At 49.7% G+C, this 16,418-nt stretch carries 13 protein-coding genes; 5 read left to right on the top strand and 8 right to left on the bottom strand.

The genetic code is table 11. From position 1 onward, the window contains the following. The first annotated feature begins 288 nt into the window (after positions 1-288). Positions 289-3,477 (top strand): TonB-dependent receptor, encoded by a 3,189-nt coding sequence (locus tag J2Y43_RS03005; protein ID WP_309981326.1) that lies wholly within the window; start codon positions 289-291, stop codon positions 3,475-3,477. 38 nt (positions 3,478-3,515) lie between these two features. Next, positions 3,516-5,294 (top strand): RagB/SusD family nutrient uptake outer membrane protein, encoded by a 1,779-nt coding sequence (locus J2Y43_RS03000; protein WP_309981327.1) that lies wholly within the window; start codon positions 3,516-3,518, stop codon positions 5,292-5,294. Positions 5,295-5,393: 99 nt separating this feature from the next. Here the strand turns inward: J2Y43_RS03000 and J2Y43_RS02995 are convergent, their stop codons facing one another. The 4 genes from J2Y43_RS02995 to J2Y43_RS02980 form a co-directional block, all read right to left on the bottom strand. Beyond that, positions 5,394-5,798 (bottom strand): Hsp20/alpha crystallin family protein, encoded by a 405-nt coding sequence (locus J2Y43_RS02995; RefSeq protein WP_309981328.1) that lies wholly within the window; start codon positions 5,796-5,798, stop codon positions 5,394-5,396. A gap of 29 nt (positions 5,799-5,827) precedes the next feature. Continuing rightward, entirely contained in the window at positions 5,828-6,088 is a 261-nt protein-coding gene (locus J2Y43_RS02990; RefSeq protein WP_309981329.1) for a hypothetical protein, read from the bottom strand. 130 nt (positions 6,089-6,218) lie between these two features. Then, positions 6,219-6,602 carry a hypothetical protein gene (locus J2Y43_RS02985; protein ID WP_309981330.1) on the bottom strand — a complete coding sequence of 128 codons (384 nt, stop codon included), beginning with the start codon at positions 6,600-6,602 and terminating at the stop codon, positions 6,219-6,221. A gap of 11 nt (positions 6,603-6,613) precedes the next feature. Beyond that, a complete protein-coding gene (locus J2Y43_RS02980; RefSeq protein WP_223401244.1) occupies positions 6,614-7,162 on the bottom strand; it encodes an RNA polymerase sigma factor in 549 nt (182 codons plus the stop codon). 500 nt (positions 7,163-7,662) lie between these two features. On the opposite strand from J2Y43_RS02980, the gene J2Y43_RS02975 reads away from it, so the two are divergent. After that, positions 7,663-8,028, top strand: a complete 366-nt coding sequence (locus tag J2Y43_RS02975) for a hypothetical protein (protein ID WP_188933824.1) — start codon at positions 7,663-7,665, stop codon at positions 8,026-8,028. A 75-nt stretch (positions 8,029-8,103) separates the two neighbouring features. On the opposite strand, the gene J2Y43_RS02970 is transcribed toward J2Y43_RS02975, so the two are convergent. The 4 genes from J2Y43_RS02970 to J2Y43_RS02955 form a co-directional block, all read right to left on the bottom strand. Beyond that, complete coding sequence (locus J2Y43_RS02970) at positions 8,104-9,138, bottom strand: Gfo/Idh/MocA family oxidoreductase (RefSeq protein ID WP_309981331.1); 1,035 nt, start codon at positions 9,136-9,138, stop codon at positions 8,104-8,106. A 358-nt stretch (positions 9,139-9,496) separates the two neighbouring features. Further along, a complete protein-coding gene (locus J2Y43_RS02965; protein ID WP_309981332.1) occupies positions 9,497-11,593 on the bottom strand; it encodes a PQQ-binding-like beta-propeller repeat protein in 2,097 nt (698 codons plus the stop codon). Between the two features lie 13 nt (positions 11,594-11,606). Beyond that, positions 11,607-12,557, bottom strand: coding sequence for a TIM barrel protein (locus J2Y43_RS02960; protein ID WP_309981333.1), 951 nt, complete (start codon positions 12,555-12,557; stop codon positions 11,607-11,609). 9 nt (positions 12,558-12,566) lie between these two features. Continuing rightward, positions 12,567-14,516 (bottom strand): heparinase II/III family protein, encoded by a 1,950-nt coding sequence (locus J2Y43_RS02955; RefSeq protein WP_309981334.1) that lies wholly within the window; start codon positions 14,514-14,516, stop codon positions 12,567-12,569. Between the two features lie 114 nt (positions 14,517-14,630). On the opposite strand from J2Y43_RS02955, the gene J2Y43_RS02950 reads away from it, so the two are divergent. Together J2Y43_RS02950 and tsaE are read left to right on the top strand one after the other, a co-directional pair. Next, positions 14,631-15,917, top strand: coding sequence for a Gfo/Idh/MocA family oxidoreductase (locus J2Y43_RS02950; RefSeq protein ID WP_309981335.1), 1,287 nt, complete (start codon positions 14,631-14,633; stop codon positions 15,915-15,917). Between the two features lie 56 nt (positions 15,918-15,973). Next, positions 15,974-16,405: a tRNA (adenosine(37)-N6)-threonylcarbamoyltransferase complex ATPase subunit type 1 TsaE gene (gene tsaE / locus J2Y43_RS02945; RefSeq protein WP_309981336.1), complete on the top strand. Its 432-nt coding sequence runs from the start codon at positions 15,974-15,976 to the stop codon at positions 16,403-16,405. Positions 16,406-16,418: the final 13 nt, after the last annotated feature.

Genomic DNA, 16,418 nt, shown 5'->3' with positions numbered 1-16,418 from the left:
TTTTTCAGTTCTTCCTTAAATCGCGGTTTTGTAACCAATATTTTACTATAAATCGTTGATTTTGTGTTATTTGTACGGTTGACACTTATTTATTTTGACATTAAAATTGGATTAAAATCAATGATATTCGAGTGTTAAATCTTGGAAAAGATCAATTCTGATTTACTTATGTAAATGAAATAGTACAATTTAATATTTGATTGAATATATTTTGTAGATATTAGATTATTTAATGATTCTAAATGAATATTTTTGAGTAGCATAATTATATTAACCTGACTAAATACGATGAAACAAAACTACCTTCACCTGGGAAGCAGGCTGGTTTTTTGCGTGCTTCTCTTTCTAATCTCCCTAACAGCTTTTTCACAGGATATCACCATCACCGGCAAGGTTATGGATGAGCAGTCCGGTTCAAGTCTGCCGGGAGCTTCTGTCACACTAAAAGGTTCGACAACCATTGGCGTTACCACTGACGCGGACGGTAAGTACTCCATTAAAGTACCTTCCAGCGCTCAGGTCCTCGTTTTTTCATTTATCGGCTACACGGCCAAGGAGGTGGCGATAGGCAATCGGACGGTTATCGATGTATCGATGACCAGTGACGTAAGTGCTTTGGAAGAAGTGATTGTGACGGGTTACGGCTCGCAGTCACGTCGGGATATTACCGGGTCGGTAACGACCGTCAATGCGAAGGATTTGCAGTCTGTTCCGGCAACCACATTCGCGCAGCAATTACAAGGCCGCGCGTCGGGTTTGAACATCGTGAACGACGCAACGCCGGGTGGGAACGCGACCGTACGTATACGGGGGTTCGGTACAATTGGTAACAATGATCCGCTCTTCATTATCGATGGCGTGCCAACTGAAAACCAGGGTAACCTTAACCCCAACGACATTGAGACGATCCAGATCCTGAAAGATGCGTCTTCTGCTTCCATTTATGGTTCACGCGCGGCCAACGGGGTGGTGATCATCACGACAAAACGCGGCAAAATCGGCAAGCCGGTTATTTCCTTTAATGCTTACTACGGAACGCAAAAAGCTTATAAGGATGTAGAAGCGTTGAATGCCAAAGAGCTGGGTCAGTACCTGTATCTGGCCGACAAATACGCGGGCAAAACGCCTTCCCATGGCCAGTATACCTTTGGCCCGAACGGTGAGGTTACTGTACCGGATTATGTATTTCCAAGTAAAGGCAAAGAGGGCACGCCGGAGGTAGATCCTGCGAAATACTCGCTCGTGCCAGGTAACATTTATGCCATCACCAAAGCGGCAGATACCAATTGGTGGAAAGAATTGACCGCCTCAGCACCCATTCAAAATTATCAGTTGTCCGCAACCGGTGGTACCGAAAACAGCCGGTATGCACTGTCAGTGGGCTATTTTAGCCAGGATGGTGTCGTGAAATTCATCGGTTACGATCGCTACACAGTCCGGGCGAACACCGAATTCTCGACTGCCAACAAGCGTTTCCGCGTAGGAGAGAACCTGGCGGTATCCTTCGATAACAGAAAAGGAGGTTTTGGTAACAACCAGGAACAAAATGCGGTATCGGGTAGCTACAAGCACCACCCGTTGCTCCCTATTTATGACATCAAAGGCAACTTCGCCGGTTCGCGCGGTGCTAACCTGGGTAACAACTCGAACCCATATGCGACGCTGTATCGTGAAAAAGACAACCGCACTTACCGTTTGCGCGCATTTGGTAATGTTTATGGCGAGTTTGATATCATTCCTAACCTGACTGTGAAAACAAGTCTGGGTATCGACGGAGTAAGCCAGAGAGGTCGCTACATCGGTCGCGCTAACCCTGAATATGTGGAAGGTAGCTTCAACAACGGATCGACCTCAACCGATTATTATTCGTACCAATGGGTTTGGACGAATACATTGAGTTACTCCCGCAATTTCGGCACCAATCACAAGGTAGATGCTTACGTAGGTATTGAAGCAATTCGTGAATTTGCCGAAGAATTCGGTGCCTCCCGTTCGGGTTATGCATTTGAAATTCCTTCGATTATCAATTACCTCAACCTCGGTGATGCTACAAAGGCAACCAACTACGGTGGTGTAAACAGGGATTATAGCCTTTACTCGCAATTCGGAAAAGTCAACTACGCATTTGCGGACAAATACCTGTTCCAGTTCATTTTGCGTAACGATGCTTCTTCCCGTTTCCAGCAGGCTTCCAGAAGTGCGGTGTTTCCTGCATTCAGCTTGGGATGGCGGTTATCGGATGAAGGCTTCATGAAATCGGTGAGCTTCATCAACGACATGAAACTTCGCTACGGTTGGGGTAAAACGGGTAACCAGAAAATCGGGGACTACAATGCCTACACCACCTACCGGGCAGATATTTTCCACGCAGGTTATCCTATCGACGGTTCGGGAAGTCAGCCAACCATCGGTTATGACGCCTCCTCTTTCGGTAACCCGAATGCGAAATGGGAGACGACAACTTCCAACAATATTGGTCTCGATGCGACATTCCTGAACGATGCGTTGACCCTCGAATTGGATTTCTGGAATAGAAAGACGACCGACATGCTCTTCTCGACGCCGATCACATTTACTGCCGGTGACGCGAACGCGCCTTCATTCAACGTAGGCCAGATGACAAACAAGGGTATTGACTTGGGGCTATCCTACCGTAATACCGCGATGAAAGGCGATTTGCGCTACGGAGCGTCGTTCAACTACTCGATGTACCGCAACACGGTAGATAAACTCGATGAAAGCGAGAATACCAAATACTTCGGTGCTGGCTCCCGCGTGCCGGCGGTGACGCTCACACAGGCCGGATTGCCGATCTCGTCTTACTACGGTTATAAAGTGCTGGGCATCTTCCAGTCTGACGAGGAAGCCAAAGCCTGGGCGCCTTATGGTTCTTACAATAAAGCAGGTAAATTCAAAATTGCGGATATTAACAACGACGGTAAGATCACTGACGACGACCGGACCGTTATCGGTAACCCGCACCCCGATTTTGTTTATGGTGTAAACGTGAATATCGGCTATAAAGCCTTTGACCTGACTGTTTTCGGTAATGGTGTGGTAGGTAACGAAATTTTCAGCTACCTGCGCTACTTCACTGATTTCAACACGTTCCAGGGTAACCGTGCGAAACGTGCATTGTACGATGCATGGCAGCCGGATCACAAACAAGGCACTGTACCTATTATGGATGCGGATGACCAGATCAGCAGCCGCCCGTCCAGCTATTTTGTCGAAAAAGGCACTTATTTCCGTCTGAAAAACGTGCAGCTCACCTACACGTTGCCCAAACCGCTTGCTGCAAAGATTGGTTTCAGTAATGCGCAGATCTACGTGCAGGGACAGAACATGTTCACGGTTAGTAAATATACCGGTCTGAACCCAGAAATTCAGACAGGTGAAGACCGCACCCTTGGTTTTGATGGCGGCTACATGCCTGTGTCGCGGACGTTCCTGCTCGGCCTTAACGTGTCATTCTGATAACCGGTTTTTCTTCTGATCTTAAAAATTCGATATATATGAATTCAAGACTTGTAAAATACATGCTATCGGTGGGTCTGGCAATCGGGATTGTCTCGGCTTGTAAAGACTCATTCCTGAGCCGCGATCCGCAAGGACAATACAGTCCGACGGCGCTCAAAACGCCTTCGGGTGTGGAAGGCTTGCTCGTGGGCGCCTATGCGATGATCGACGGGCAGGGCCTCGACGGACAGGATCCGTGGAACAACGACATTCAGAGCTGGGTTTTCGGCGGGATTGCTTCTGACGATTCTTACAAAGGTACCGATGCCGGTGACCAGCCGGAGGAATCGTTTATTGAAAAATGGGACTTTCAGCCTACCAACAACCACATTAAAAACAAATGGCGTGGATTGTATAAAGGCATTGCCCGCACCAACGACGTAATCAACACACTGGCAGAGGTGAAAGAGGTAAGTGACTCACGCAGAAAGCAGATCATCGCCGAAGCACGTTTCCTGCGCGGATTGTTCCACTTTGAAGCCAAGAAAATGTGGAAAACGATCCCTTATATCGACGAGACGATTTATAAACTCGACGATCTGGAAAGTACCAAAATCCCAAACGATAAGGATGTATGGCCGATGATCGAAGCCGATTTTAAAGCGGCATCCGAAGGACTTCCCGAAGCACAGTCGCAAGTTGGCCGCCCGACCAAATGGGCAGCGCTGGCTTTCCTGGCCAAGGCTTACATGTACCAGGGCTGGAATATCTCTACCGGTGCGGCTAATGTGGCTGTTTTGCAAAAAGCGAAGCCTATCCTGGAACAAATTATTGCGTCGGGCAAATTTTCGCTGGCCCCGAAATTCGAGGATAACTTCCTGATCGCGACTCGTAACAACGTCGAATCGATCTTCGAAATCCAGTATGCGGTTTCCAGTGCGTCGGGTGACGCGGCTGATGCGGGCGTAGGTTTGGCTCACCCTTACATTGATCCATGGGGCTGCTGCGGATTTTATCAGCCTTCACAAAACCTCGTGAATGCATTTAAAACCACTGCCGCCGGCTTGCCGATGCTGGATAATTTCAATGACAGTGACGTGAAAAACGACCAGGGTTTGAAATACACCGATCCATTTGAACCTTATACCGGAACACTGGATCCCCGGTTGGATCAGACAGTCGGCCGCCGCGGTATTCTTTTCAAGGATTTCAAGATCCACGGCAGTGACTTTATCCGCGACCAGACTTATGCAGGCCCTTATTCTCCTAAAAAGCACATTTCCGAGAAAGCGGGCTTCGGTATCAACGGCTGGGGTAACCTTTCGAGCAACAACTACCGCATTATGCGTTACGGCATGATCCTGCTCTGGCTTGCTGAGTGCGAGGTAGAGTTGGGTAACCTCGAAAATGCACGGAAGCTGGTAAACCAGATCCGTACACGCGCGGCCAATCCGGCTGGTTTTGTGAAAAAAGCGGTTCAGGGGCCAAAGTCGAGGGATGATTACTCTGTGCTAAATGAGCCGGCTGCAAACTACGTGATCAAGACTTACGACCAGGCCTGGACCGACGCTGCCGTTGCCCGTAAAGCAGTCCGTTTCGAAACCCGCCTCGAATTTGCGATGGAGGGACACCGCTTCTTCGATTTGACGCGCTGGGGAATTGCGGCTGAGGTATTGAATGCCTACGTGGCCGTAGAAGCCAATAAAAGAGTTTACAAAAAGGGTGCAGTATTTACCAAAGGTAAAAATGAGTTTTTCCCGATTCCACAGGAAGCGATCGACCGGTCGTACAAGGCGGGAGTAGCTACGCTCACACAGGACCCTGCGTATAAATGATTTTGGTTAGTTAAAACCAGTATTTGTTAAGCGTTTGTAATCAGAAAAGCCCCTGCGGATATGCGGGGGCTTTCTTAGTTGATGAAGGTTTTTAATTACTTAGCTAACATTAATCTCCTGCGCAGGCTTCTCCGAGCCGGGCACGATCGGTAGCGTCAGTTGCAGGATGCCGTTGTTATATTGAGCGCTGATATTTTCCGTATCGACGGTGCTGTCGATCATGAATGTCCGCTGAAAAGAACTCTTGCTGAACTCCTGCCTGATCCAGTTGCGCTTCTCGCTCAGATTATCTTTCAGTTCATAGGAAATGGTCAGTTCCAATCCCTGTACGTTGATTTTGAAATCTTCCTTGTTGCGGTCGGGGGCGAAAATGAGCATTTCGTAGCTGTCGTCGTTTCTGACGATGTTCACAGGTACGCGGAATTCGCGCTGCGGGCCGAAATGCCTGCCATAATGGTCGTGGCGCATTCCAAAGCCACGACGTCCGAATCTGTTATCACACATGGTATTTGATTGTTTGTTGAATGAATTGTTTAAACTTTTTGGGGCGCCGGGCCAAACGGGTCGGCCAGGTATTCGCGCTGAGGACCTCCGAAATCGGCATTAGGATAGCCGTAGAAGCCCGAATGATAATGTCGCCACCTGCGGTAGCGCCTCCTGCCTGTAAATAGCCTGAAAATCAGTCCGAGGAAAAGGAAGAAGAATATGGCTTTGAATATCAGGAATGGGAGTGCAAACAGGAACAAACCTGCCAGTACCGCGGCCCCTATTGATTTTAGAATGACGATGAACATGATCTTTTCTGGTTTTGATGAATGTTGGCGCATCGTTTGCACCTACAATCATGCAGACGTGCAGTTCGAAAAAATACTTTAACTCAATGCAAAAAAATAAACCCGGCTGTCGGGCCGGGTTGGGTATAAGTTACATATTCTCAGGGGGCTTTCTCCACCGGTTTCGCATTTCCTGGCGGAAGCGCCGACGCTCCTCGTCGGTCATTTGCATCCATTTATTTTTCCACGCCAGCATTTCCTCGCGCCCCCCACGACCAAAGCGCCGGTTGAACTTTTGCCATTTATGATGATGCCGGTGTTGACCCGGCCCGCCGCGAAAGCCGCCGAAAAGTATTTTGCACAAAACAAACAAACCTACTGCCTGCCAGTAGTTGATCGTGTTAAAGTTCGCGGCAGCAGGCAGAATGGCGTTCCAAAGCCATTGTACAATTGCTCCGAGTCCGAGGGCTGCGATCAGGATAAAAACCGGTAGCGCAAGCCGAAATCTCCTACCTCTGTTTTGCGGGTTCATCATGGTCAACAAATTTAATAATTTACAAACTCCCGGTACACGCTTTCGAGCCGTTCACGAAGGTGACGGACCGCATAGCGCTTACGGGATATTAAGGTTTTGATATTTTCTCCGGTACGGTCGGATATCTCCTGGAATGTCTGGTCTTCAAGCTCATTCCAGATGAACACCTGGCGCTGGTTCTCAGGCAGCTCGTCCAGGGCAATGTTCAATTGCTCCCAGAAGAGATCTTTCAAATAGGCGGTTTCGGGTGTATTGTCGTCGGCTAGCAGGATGTCTTTGAAATGAAACTCGCCATCCTCGTCTTCGTACCCGAAATCTTCCAGCGATTCGGGCTTTTGCTTGCGGTATTTATCGATGATCCTGTTGCGGGCCACGCGGTAAAGCCAGCTGCTCATCTGCTCGATCGCCTCAATCTCCGGCACTGTACTCAGCTGGTACCAAACGTCCTGCAAAATATCCTCCGCATCCTCATCGGTATTCACGCGCTGCCGGATGAACCCGAGCAATTGCTTACCATAGGATGTGACGGTTTGGATGATATTTGGCTTTTTCTGCGACAAACGGACTTTTAAGCTATTATAGATTGGCAGACGGCTGGACTTTGGAAATACTTTAAAGGGTAATAAGTTTTTTTAGCCACGAAGACACCGCAGCGGCGGACCGCGAAGATACACGAAGTCAGAGTATTCGCGGTCCGCCGCTGCGGTGCCTCTTCGTGCCTTCGTAGCAAAACCCACTAACTAAGTATACTATTTAAATATATAAAAATAGTACAACAATATATAATTTGTACTATTCTAATAGAACTGGCAAATTTCAAACGACTTGCTGTACTTTTCCTATAAACATATGATTATTCCAATATTTATACATCAATGAAAAAGGAACTTTGCCCAGTCTAAATCGTTCTTATTGACTTTTAAACACAACGTTGGGTACCTTTGTAATGTCCAAAGAGCAAAAAGCGGAAACGTAAAGCTGCTCAGAGAACTTGATCAGGGAAATGCCTGAAAAGTACAAATTGGTAACATTGAATCAGACATTAAACATTAAGAATAAAATGAAAAAGACTATCTTGGCAATCGCAGTATTGGTGGGAGTATCAACTGCAAATCTTTCAATCGCTGCTGATAAAGTAAAAGAGAACAACGCTTCTATCGAGCTCGTTTCAGGTGCAGAATTGAAATTCAAATTGTCTCTTGAAAACGTAAAAGAAAGATCTTCACTGGTTATCAAAGACTACACAGGAACAATCGTTTACAGCACATCGATCCCTAAGTCTGAAAACTACACTAAGATCTTCGACCTGTCGAACCTGGCAGACGGCAATTACAGCTTCATTATCAACAATGGCAGCGAAATCTCTACAAAGCCATTCGCGATCTCGACTGAAACAAAACGCCAGGTAACAGCAGTTATCAAATAATATAAGCCCCTTGCGGGTATGAAAAAAGGCAGTCTGGATATTCCGGACTGCCTTTTACTATTTTACGATGGCCGTTTAGTAAGCCAATACTTTCTTTTCGTTGCTGCTCTGGAATGCGAGGTCTATCACCCGGCAGGTGCGCAGGACCTCTTCCGGTTTCACCGCCAGTTCGGCACCATTAACGATCGCATCATACACATTCTGGTAGAACGGCATATAATCGCCTGCTTCGCTTTTCACAACTCCGGTAAATGCAGCGCTGTACAGCTTGCCCCAGCGGTCTTCGGGTTCCACACCCCAGGGTTGTTCGGTAGGCAACACATTTTTGCGTAATGTCTCTTCCTGCGGATCCAGGCCACCTTTGATGAATGAGCCCTTGGTGCCGTGCAATACGTAACGCAAATGGTTTTCATACACCATCAGGCTCGATTTTACGATCACCGACTTGTCGGCATAACCCAGGCGAATATCAAAATAATCGTCGATCTCGCTGTTCGGACGGACGATGCGGATGTCGGCTGTGACGGTTTGCGGTTCACCGAAGAGTACCAATGCCTGGTCGATCAAATGCGGGCCGAGGTTGTACACATTACCGCCCACGGGTACTGCACGTTCTTTCCATGAGCCGGCCACAGCTTCGCGGTAGCGGTCGTAGCGGCATTCGTATTCGATAACATCGCCCAGTTTTCCTTCGGCAAGCAATTTCTGAATCGTCAGGAAGTCCGAATCCCAGCGGCGGTTTTGGTAGGCGGTCAGTATCAGGCCTTTTTCTTTGGCTACTTTCACTAGCTCGCGGGCCTCTTCTTCGGTCGCTGAAAACGGCTTTTCGATCACGACGTGTTTCCCGTTTTGAAGCGCATCCATTGCGTACTCGAAATGCGTGTCGTTAGGCGTGCATATGAAAACCAGGTCGATTTCCTCGTCGCTGAGCAGCTCTTCCACCGACCGCGCATTGCCAATGGTAGGGTCAAATTCCTGCGCCTCGTTTTTGGACCTTTCGACCACCGTTTTGATCTTGAAATTCGGATTGGTACTCAGGAACGGCGAGTGAAAATACCGCCCCGACAAACCGAAACCGATTAAACCGACATTGAGAATTTTTGAAGGCATAGTTTTAGATTTTGCTTTGTCACAAAGGTAGCCTTCCTCGAAAACTGAGCAAGGAACCATTGCAGGATGTTTAGGATTGATAGGAGATTTGACTCATTAAACATTATATTCGACTAGTATCAAGGTGTTTTGCCATGACAACCTAGGAAAAGAAAATCGAGATTATCCGGAAATCGCGTAGCGATGCAATATTGGTAGCAATATCAAATAGTATATCATGCCAAATCCGTCAGGGATATAACAACCGAGGCAATCAATGCGCTGTTGTTACATGCCCAAGGGCATTTACCGAACGTTGCCGCCGTGTTTTTGCTACCTACGTTGCATGCCTAACGGCATTTTCTTACACTGAATACTTTTATGGCAAAGCAAAAGCCACATATTTATCCCCAGACTTCGTATTCAACTTCCCGCCGCCGCAAGCTATGACGACATATTGCCGGCCATTCACTGAATAGGTACTTGCCGAGGCATAGCCGGCTGCCGGCAACGGGGCTTGCCATAAAATCTTACCCGTTTCCTTATCGAATGCCCGGAATTGTTCGTCGCGGCTCCCTGCAATGAATAGCAAACCACTGGCCGTTACCAGCGGGCCACCGTAGTTGTCGGTGCCGGTAGGTGGGATGCCTTTGGCAGTGAGTTCCCGATATTCTCCCAGCGGTACCTGCCATTTTCGTTGTCCGGTGTTAAGGTCAATGGCCGTCAGGGTGCCCCATGGCGGCCGACTTACCGGATAGCCGTTTCGGTCGTACCAGCGGTTATAGCCGGTGTGCTGGTAGGGAACTTGTGTTTTAGAATCGACTTTAATGCTTCCCTTGCTGTCCTGATTACTGAGGTAAGCGATGATCGACTTTCGTTCCGCCTCCGAAATGTGCGTAAATGAAGGCATCATGCCGCGGCCATTTTGCAGTATAGCCTCGATTTGCGCCGGTTTTAACCTCTTTTCGAGGTTGGCGAGCGAGGGATAGGAGCCGTCGTGGTTGCCCATTTTGTCAGCGCCGTGGCAGGCCGCACAGTTCATTTGGTACAATTGCGCGCCGGTTACGCTCGCCGCGTTTTGGGGGACTTCTTTTTTTACGAGTGAAGTATAAACAGGTATTTCCTTGGCAGGAACATACATAACGCCACTTGGATCCGTTGCTGCGCCGCCCCATTGTGCGCCGCCGTCGGTACCGGGGTAGAATATCGTCATGCTGGAAGTAATAGGAATGTAGGCGCTGCCGGTTTTGGCTTTGGAAAGCAAATCGACAAGCGAATCCCGGTCGGCAACGAATGCATTGAAGTCACTTGCATTAAATGTCTGTCGCGTAAATGGGACCGGCAATGTGGGAATAGGCTGCGTGGCGCTGACTTTTTCACCATCAACGCCCGGGAAATTAAATGTCGTTTCCTTGATCGGGAACAGCGGCTTTCCGGTGATCCGGTCGAGAACGAAGACATAACCTTGCTTGGTCACCTGCACGATCGCATCCATGTGCTTGCCCTTGTGCGTGACGGTCACCAGGTTCGGAGGGCAGGGAGGATCGCGGTCCCAAATGTCGTGATGCACGAGCTGGTAATGCCAAAGGCGCTTGCCGGTCGCGGCGTCGAGGGCAATGAGGCAATTGGCAAAAAGGTTGTTACCCGGCCGGTTACCGCCGTAAAAATCATAGGCGGCCGAGCCTGTCGGGATGTAAACGATCCCGCGGCGGCGATCGACGGCCATGCCAGCCCATGCATTGGCGCCGCCGAAACGCTCACGCGCGTTTACGGGCCACGTTTCGGCTCCGAACTCCCCTTTGGCGGGAATAGTGCGAAACGTCCAAACCAGCTTGCCCGTGCGCACGTCATACGCGCGCACGTCCCCGAGCAAGGCAGTTTCGTTTTCATTGACGCGTGCGCCGGTAATCAGCAGGTTTTTGTAAATGGTATTCGGCGTGTTGGGTGTGACGTAATCGTCCGCGCCGGGCCGTTCTATGCCGGTTTTAAGGTTGATGCGGCCGTTTTCACCAAAGGCTGGTATTAGTGAGCCATCGGCCGCATTCAATGCATAAATCCACTTTCCTGCTCCGAAAAATATACGCTTCTCCCTGCCGTCCGACCAATAGGTGACCCCGCGGCTGGTGGTACCACCGTTATCGGTGATATGGGTTTGCCAGATTCGTTGCCCCGTCGCGGCATTCAATGCAAATGCCTGCGTCCCTGCCGATACGCCGTACAAAATGCCGTCGATTACGATCGGGTTGCATTGCATTTGCGTGCGGTTACGCGTCGTATCCGCGCCCCCCGACGCGTACGTCCACGCGACTTTGAGCTGGGCTACATTATCCTTGGTAATCTGATTCAGGGCGGAATAATGGCTGCGCGCGCCGTCCCCGTTGTATTCCGGCCAGTTCTGGTCGGCAGAATGCGTGCTGATCACAAAACCGCATAAAGCGGCAAAGGAGGCCGATAAGAGGATGGGCGTTAGCTTCATGGATGCACGATTGTTATGCGGCTGCCCAGAGTTCTTTCAGCTTCTGCAAATCACGTTTCATCGCATCGAAAACCACTCTTTTATCCACAGTAATCTGAAATGCGCCCTGATCGGCACCGCCCAGCGGATATTCCAGGTGCAGGCAGATCGGTACATCCACTTTCAAGTCTTTGAGCAGTTTGAAATAGGTTTTAAAATCCACCATTCCTTCGCCCAGCGGCACGCTTTTCACCGCCCATTTACCGCTGCTGTTTTTGTCCCAATAAAAATCTTTGATCACGATCGTCTTGATATGAGGGCGGATCAGGTTGAAACCGGTTTGCCACGAAAGACCACCTTCGACAGTGGCGTGGCGGATATCGTATTGCGCGCCCATTGTTTTTGGATTCGCTTTTTGCAAAATCTGCCAGATTTCGAACATCGAAGCACCCACCATCCGCCCCGAATGGTTCTGATAGCAGCCATGAATGCCCAGTTTGTCATTCAGCTGACTTAATCCAGCCATTTTGGAGCTGAACTCATTGAGCTGTTCGGGAATCGCTTTTTGCTCATTGTAGCGGTACCAGTTCATGCGGTAATATTTGAAACCCAACTTGGCTGCTGTTTCGAGCAGTTTTTTGTCAACCGGGTTTGTGGCGTCTTCAACCGCTGTGCAGAACATTTGTGGTGCTAATCCCACTTTTTTCATCGCTTCCACGGCTAATGGAAGGTCCGTTTCGACTTTTTCGGGCAAAACGTGGCCTTTGGGACGCACCGTGAGGTCGATACCGTCGAAACCGAGCTCTTTGGCCACTTCGGCCATGTCCTGGTAGTTCAGGAATTGCAGGTGTTTGGAGAAAATATTGACCTTCAAATCATCTGCGACCCTGTTCGCGGGCCTTGCGAATGTCTCCTGGGCCAAAGTAGGTATAATGCTGCCTGCGAGGGCGCTGTTAATGAGGAAATCTCTGCGGGATAAGTTCATGAGGAATAATCAGGATTTGGTGATAACAAAACTGTGTTTGCCTTTGGCTTTCAATGCCTTACTGGTGAGGATAATGCGGGTAACCGGAGCGCCGTCCCATTTGGTTTTGAAACTGTTGTATTCCATGCCCTCGGTAGACGGCAGTTCCGTTGAAACTGTCCAGCTCTTTGGGTCATAAGAGAGCGAGACCGTTTTTTTACCAGAAGTCGTCAGGATAATTTTGCCTGGTACGCTGGTATCGACTTTACAGACGGTCATGAATATTTGCTGCAATGAGTCGGGCTTCTGTTTCAGGATGTAGTCGTCGGAGACCTCTACGATATTTTTACTGCGATTGAGCTTTACCAGCCGGTTCCAGTTTTGAATGCCGGCTTCCTGCGGATATGCCGGCGCGATGTCCATGGAGAGCGAAACTTCTTTTTCAGAAACATTACTCTTAACATTCCTCGCATTGAACTGCTTCCCGGCCGGTTGCCCGAGTCCGTTGATTATCGGGAGGTTGTGGTACTTCGATTGTGTAAACCAAAGCTCATATCGTTTCGAAGAAAACGTCCGCGCCGTATAGTTGCCGCGGCCGGCATCGACTATCACCGGTTCGCCGTCTGCATATACAATGAAATCGCCCACGTCATTATGGTTGTGGCTTTCGGCATTGTGGCCGGCGTGGGTTGCCAGGTACAAGCCATTGTCGGAACGGGCGGTGAGTACTTCAATATCCGAAAGCCACGATTGCGCTACTTGCGTGTAGGTTTTGGATGGATCTGGCTTCAACTCGGAGGTTGTGAGCAGGTTCCAAACCTTTCTGGGGCGCTGGTAGCCATTGCCGCCGGTTACCGCACCAAACTGGCCGTAGGCCCATTCACCAAGCGCAACCAGTTCCGGGTCCTTAACTGCCTTGCCGAAGCGGTAAAGCATTAATCCATCCGGTTTTAGTTTGGGGTCCGCATCGGCGAAGTTGACAAAATAGTCGTTCGCAATGTGTACTTTATAAACATAGGCGGCCATTTTACGGATCAGATCATTGTCATAAATATTAACGCTCCCGGCGGTGGCGCTTTCGAGGATCGCGAGCGCGTCATAGGCGCTCGCACCCGCAGCGAACCAGTAGCTCGGGCCTTCGTCGCAGCCACCGTCGTCGCCCAGGCTATTGAAATACCGGTCGAGGAACACCATATACTGATAGGCATTATCTCCACGCTTCTGGGTATCTTTTTCGAGCAAGAGATCGGCAATAAGCAGGTTTGATACGATCCAGGGGTTCCAGTTATTAACAGGGTTTGTGGTGCTCAGCCAGCCGTACCGTTTGGCATCTTTTAGCGGCTCGAATATCTTTTTGTTGGTTTCAAAGTAAATGCGGGGACGGATCAACGGCGATATTTTATCCAGCTTTGTTCCCAGGAAATAATCGGTAAGCGCGAGTACTCCCGCGGTTTCGGCGCCGAAGAGGTCGACGGTTGGATCTTGGACATCGGGCAAGCCGTTTTTGGCCTTTTGCACGCTCAAATGCGCGGGTACGCCCCAGTAAGTTTCTTCACAAATAGCCCATACCGAGTTGAGGACAGCTTCCATGAATCGGTCTTTGCCTTCCGCTGCTTCGGCAAGGACAAGGTTCATCAACTGGCTTCTTCGCCCGAACGACGCTGTTGCATGTCGCTCACGGTCGCCGCTGCGGGTGAAATCGAGCAGAAGGCTTGCCGTAACCATTGGGATAGGCTTTTCTAATGCCTCTTCACCAGCTTTGATAATCTTCGCGAGCTCGGCCGGGTCGGTTTTACTGCGCCATTCTTCCGGGGTTCTGGGATAAGGGGCCCATTTGTCGAGCGGTATGAGGGCTTCTTTAAATGCATTCTGCGTGTACTTCTGTGCGAGAATGTTTCGCGGTGTGATTTGCGCGCTGGCAGGCCGGGCGGCCCCGGACCACGCGATCGCCAGGGCAAATGCCAGTAGTAGTCGGATCATAACGGCTGTGGTTTAGGAAGTTGAATGTAACCGAATATAAGACTCCAATATCCAGTAGAATCACTGACTCCGGTCTTTAATTTAAATTCAATTAGTATAAATTCCTGAAAAAATATGAATGCTAAGCGTCTGAACCGCCGCGATTTCCTGAAAGCAGGTGCTGTTGTCTCTTCTTTTATGATCGTGCCCCGGCATGTGCTCGGGCGTGGGTATCAGGCGCCCAGCGATATGATCGCCTTGGGTTTCATCGGTTGCGGGCGCCAGAGCGGAGGCCTGCGAAACCGCTTCCTCGATACTCAGGAAACACGCATTATCGCTGCTTCGGATGTATATGTGGTCAAGCAGGACGCTTTTGTGAATGCTGCCAATAAATGGTATTCCGAAAAGCTTGGGCAGGGCACTTACAAGGCTGCGGCTGGTATAAAGGACTTCCGGGAATTGCTTTCGCGAAAGGATATTGATGCCGTGGTGATCGCTGCGCCGGACCATTGGCATGCCGCCATGGCCGTACGTGCGGCCGAGGCGGGTAAGGATATTTATTGCGAAAAGCCGCTTTCACTAACCGTGAAGGAAGGGCGGGCGATGGTGAATGCGACCAGAAAGCACAACCGGGTTTTCCAGACGGGCAGTATGCAACGTTCGGCTCCGGAATTTACAAAAGCTGTGCAGCTGGTGCGCAGCGGTGCCATTGGAACCATTAAGAAGGTGTATGTCAATGTAGGCGGCCCGCCGAAAGTCTGGGATTTGCAAAGCGAAACCAAACCGGAAGGCCTCGATTGGGATCTATGGATGGGCCCTAACACCATCGAAAGGCCTTACAACAATGAGCTCGCGCCGGCAATGGATGCGAAATTCTGGCCAAAATGGCGCGATTATGTGGAGTTTGGCGGTGGCGGTATGACCGACTGGGGCGCACATATGTTCGATATTGCGCAATGGGGGCTGAATATGGACGCCGGCGGCCCTACTGAGCTGGTATATTCCGAACCAGGCAAAGGTTTGATTTACAAATATGCCAATGGTGTCGAAGTCGTTCACCGTCCCATGGAAGGCAAGCAGTATTGCCATTTCGTGGGCACTGACGGCGAAGTATTCGTAGCACGTGGCGAGTTGAGAACTACGCCGGAACTGTTGAAAGACAAGGTTTTCAATGCGGGCGAGGCTGGCGTTTACGTCAGTACCAATCATTATAAAGACTTCCTGGATGCGATCCGGACGAGAAAGCCGCCTATCTGCGATGTCGAGACCGGCCATCGCACGGCATCTGTCTGCAACATCGGGAATATCGCGTACGGTTTGGGGCGTTCGCTGAAATGGGATCCGGTGAAGGAAGATTTTGAAGGGGATAAAAAAGCCAGTCAACTGCTGGGCAGGCCGATGCGAAAAGAATGGAAAGTCTGATGTTGTCGGACACATAAAATTGTCACGGGTTTTTCCAAATTGTGTATTTTTGTAACATGATTGGACAGCCCACGGTTATTCGTTTTAAAGAACTCAGCGAGCTCGGAAATGTATCCGAAGCACTTCTGAGGCTTGGTGCAGAAACGCCCGTCTGGCTCTTCGAAGGTCAGATGGGGGCAGGTAAAACGACGCTCATTAAGGCACTATGCAGCCATCTCGGGGTTACAACCCATGTGCAGAGCCCCACTTTCTCGCTGGTGAATGAATATGATGCGGGGGGCAGAACAATCTATCACTTTGATTTTTACAGGATTAAGGACGAAACAGAAGCCCTGGATATGGGCGTGGAGGAGTACTTCGATTCGGGGGACCTTTGTTTTGTCGAGTGGCCGGGTAAGGTGGAGAACCTTTGGCCGCTGAAATATATGCAGCTGCATCTGGAAGCGGATGAAACTGGCATGAGAATATTGGAAGTCACCAAGGTATAAGAGGTCACATTTA

Origin of the sequence: Dyadobacter sp. BE31 (assembly GCF_031457695.1) — a bacterium.
Taxonomy (GTDB): Bacteria; Bacteroidota; Bacteroidia; order Cytophagales; family Spirosomataceae; genus Dyadobacter.
Note: the sequence above shows the minus strand (reverse complement) of the source record. Positions and strands in the feature narration are given on the sequence as shown.

Bases quoted from the DNA above. Each gene is read 5' to 3' on its own strand.
- J2Y43_RS02960 (WP_309981333.1), bottom strand. From the start codon at position 12,557: ATGAACTTATCCCGCAGAGATTTCCTCATTAACAGCGCCCTCGCAGGC.
- tsaE (WP_309981336.1), top strand. From the start codon at position 15,974: ATGATTGGACAGCCCACGGTTATTCGTTTTAAAGAACTCAGCGAGCTC.
- J2Y43_RS02995 (WP_309981328.1), bottom strand. From the start codon at position 5,798: ATGTGTGATAACAGATTCGGACGTCGTGGCTTTGGAATGCGCCACGAC.
- J2Y43_RS03000 (WP_309981327.1), top strand. From the start codon at position 3,516: ATGAATTCAAGACTTGTAAAATACATGCTATCGGTGGGTCTGGCAATC.
- J2Y43_RS02990 (WP_309981329.1), bottom strand. From the start codon at position 6,088: ATGTTCATCGTCATTCTAAAATCAATAGGGGCCGCGGTACTGGCAGGT.
- J2Y43_RS02970 (WP_309981331.1), bottom strand. From the start codon at position 9,138: ATGCCTTCAAAAATTCTCAATGTCGGTTTAATCGGTTTCGGTTTGTCG.
- J2Y43_RS02975 (WP_188933824.1), top strand. From the start codon at position 7,663: ATGAAAAAGACTATCTTGGCAATCGCAGTATTGGTGGGAGTATCAACT.
- J2Y43_RS02985 (WP_309981330.1), bottom strand. From the start codon at position 6,602: ATGATGAACCCGCAAAACAGAGGTAGGAGATTTCGGCTTGCGCTACCG.
- J2Y43_RS02955 (WP_309981334.1), bottom strand. From the start codon at position 14,516: ATGATCCGACTACTACTGGCATTTGCCCTGGCGATCGCGTGGTCCGGG.
- J2Y43_RS02950 (WP_309981335.1), top strand. From the start codon at position 14,631: ATGAATGCTAAGCGTCTGAACCGCCGCGATTTCCTGAAAGCAGGTGCT.
- J2Y43_RS03005 (WP_309981326.1), top strand. From the start codon at position 289: ATGAAACAAAACTACCTTCACCTGGGAAGCAGGCTGGTTTTTTGCGTG.
- J2Y43_RS02965 (WP_309981332.1), bottom strand. From the start codon at position 11,593: ATGAAGCTAACGCCCATCCTCTTATCGGCCTCCTTTGCCGCTTTATGC.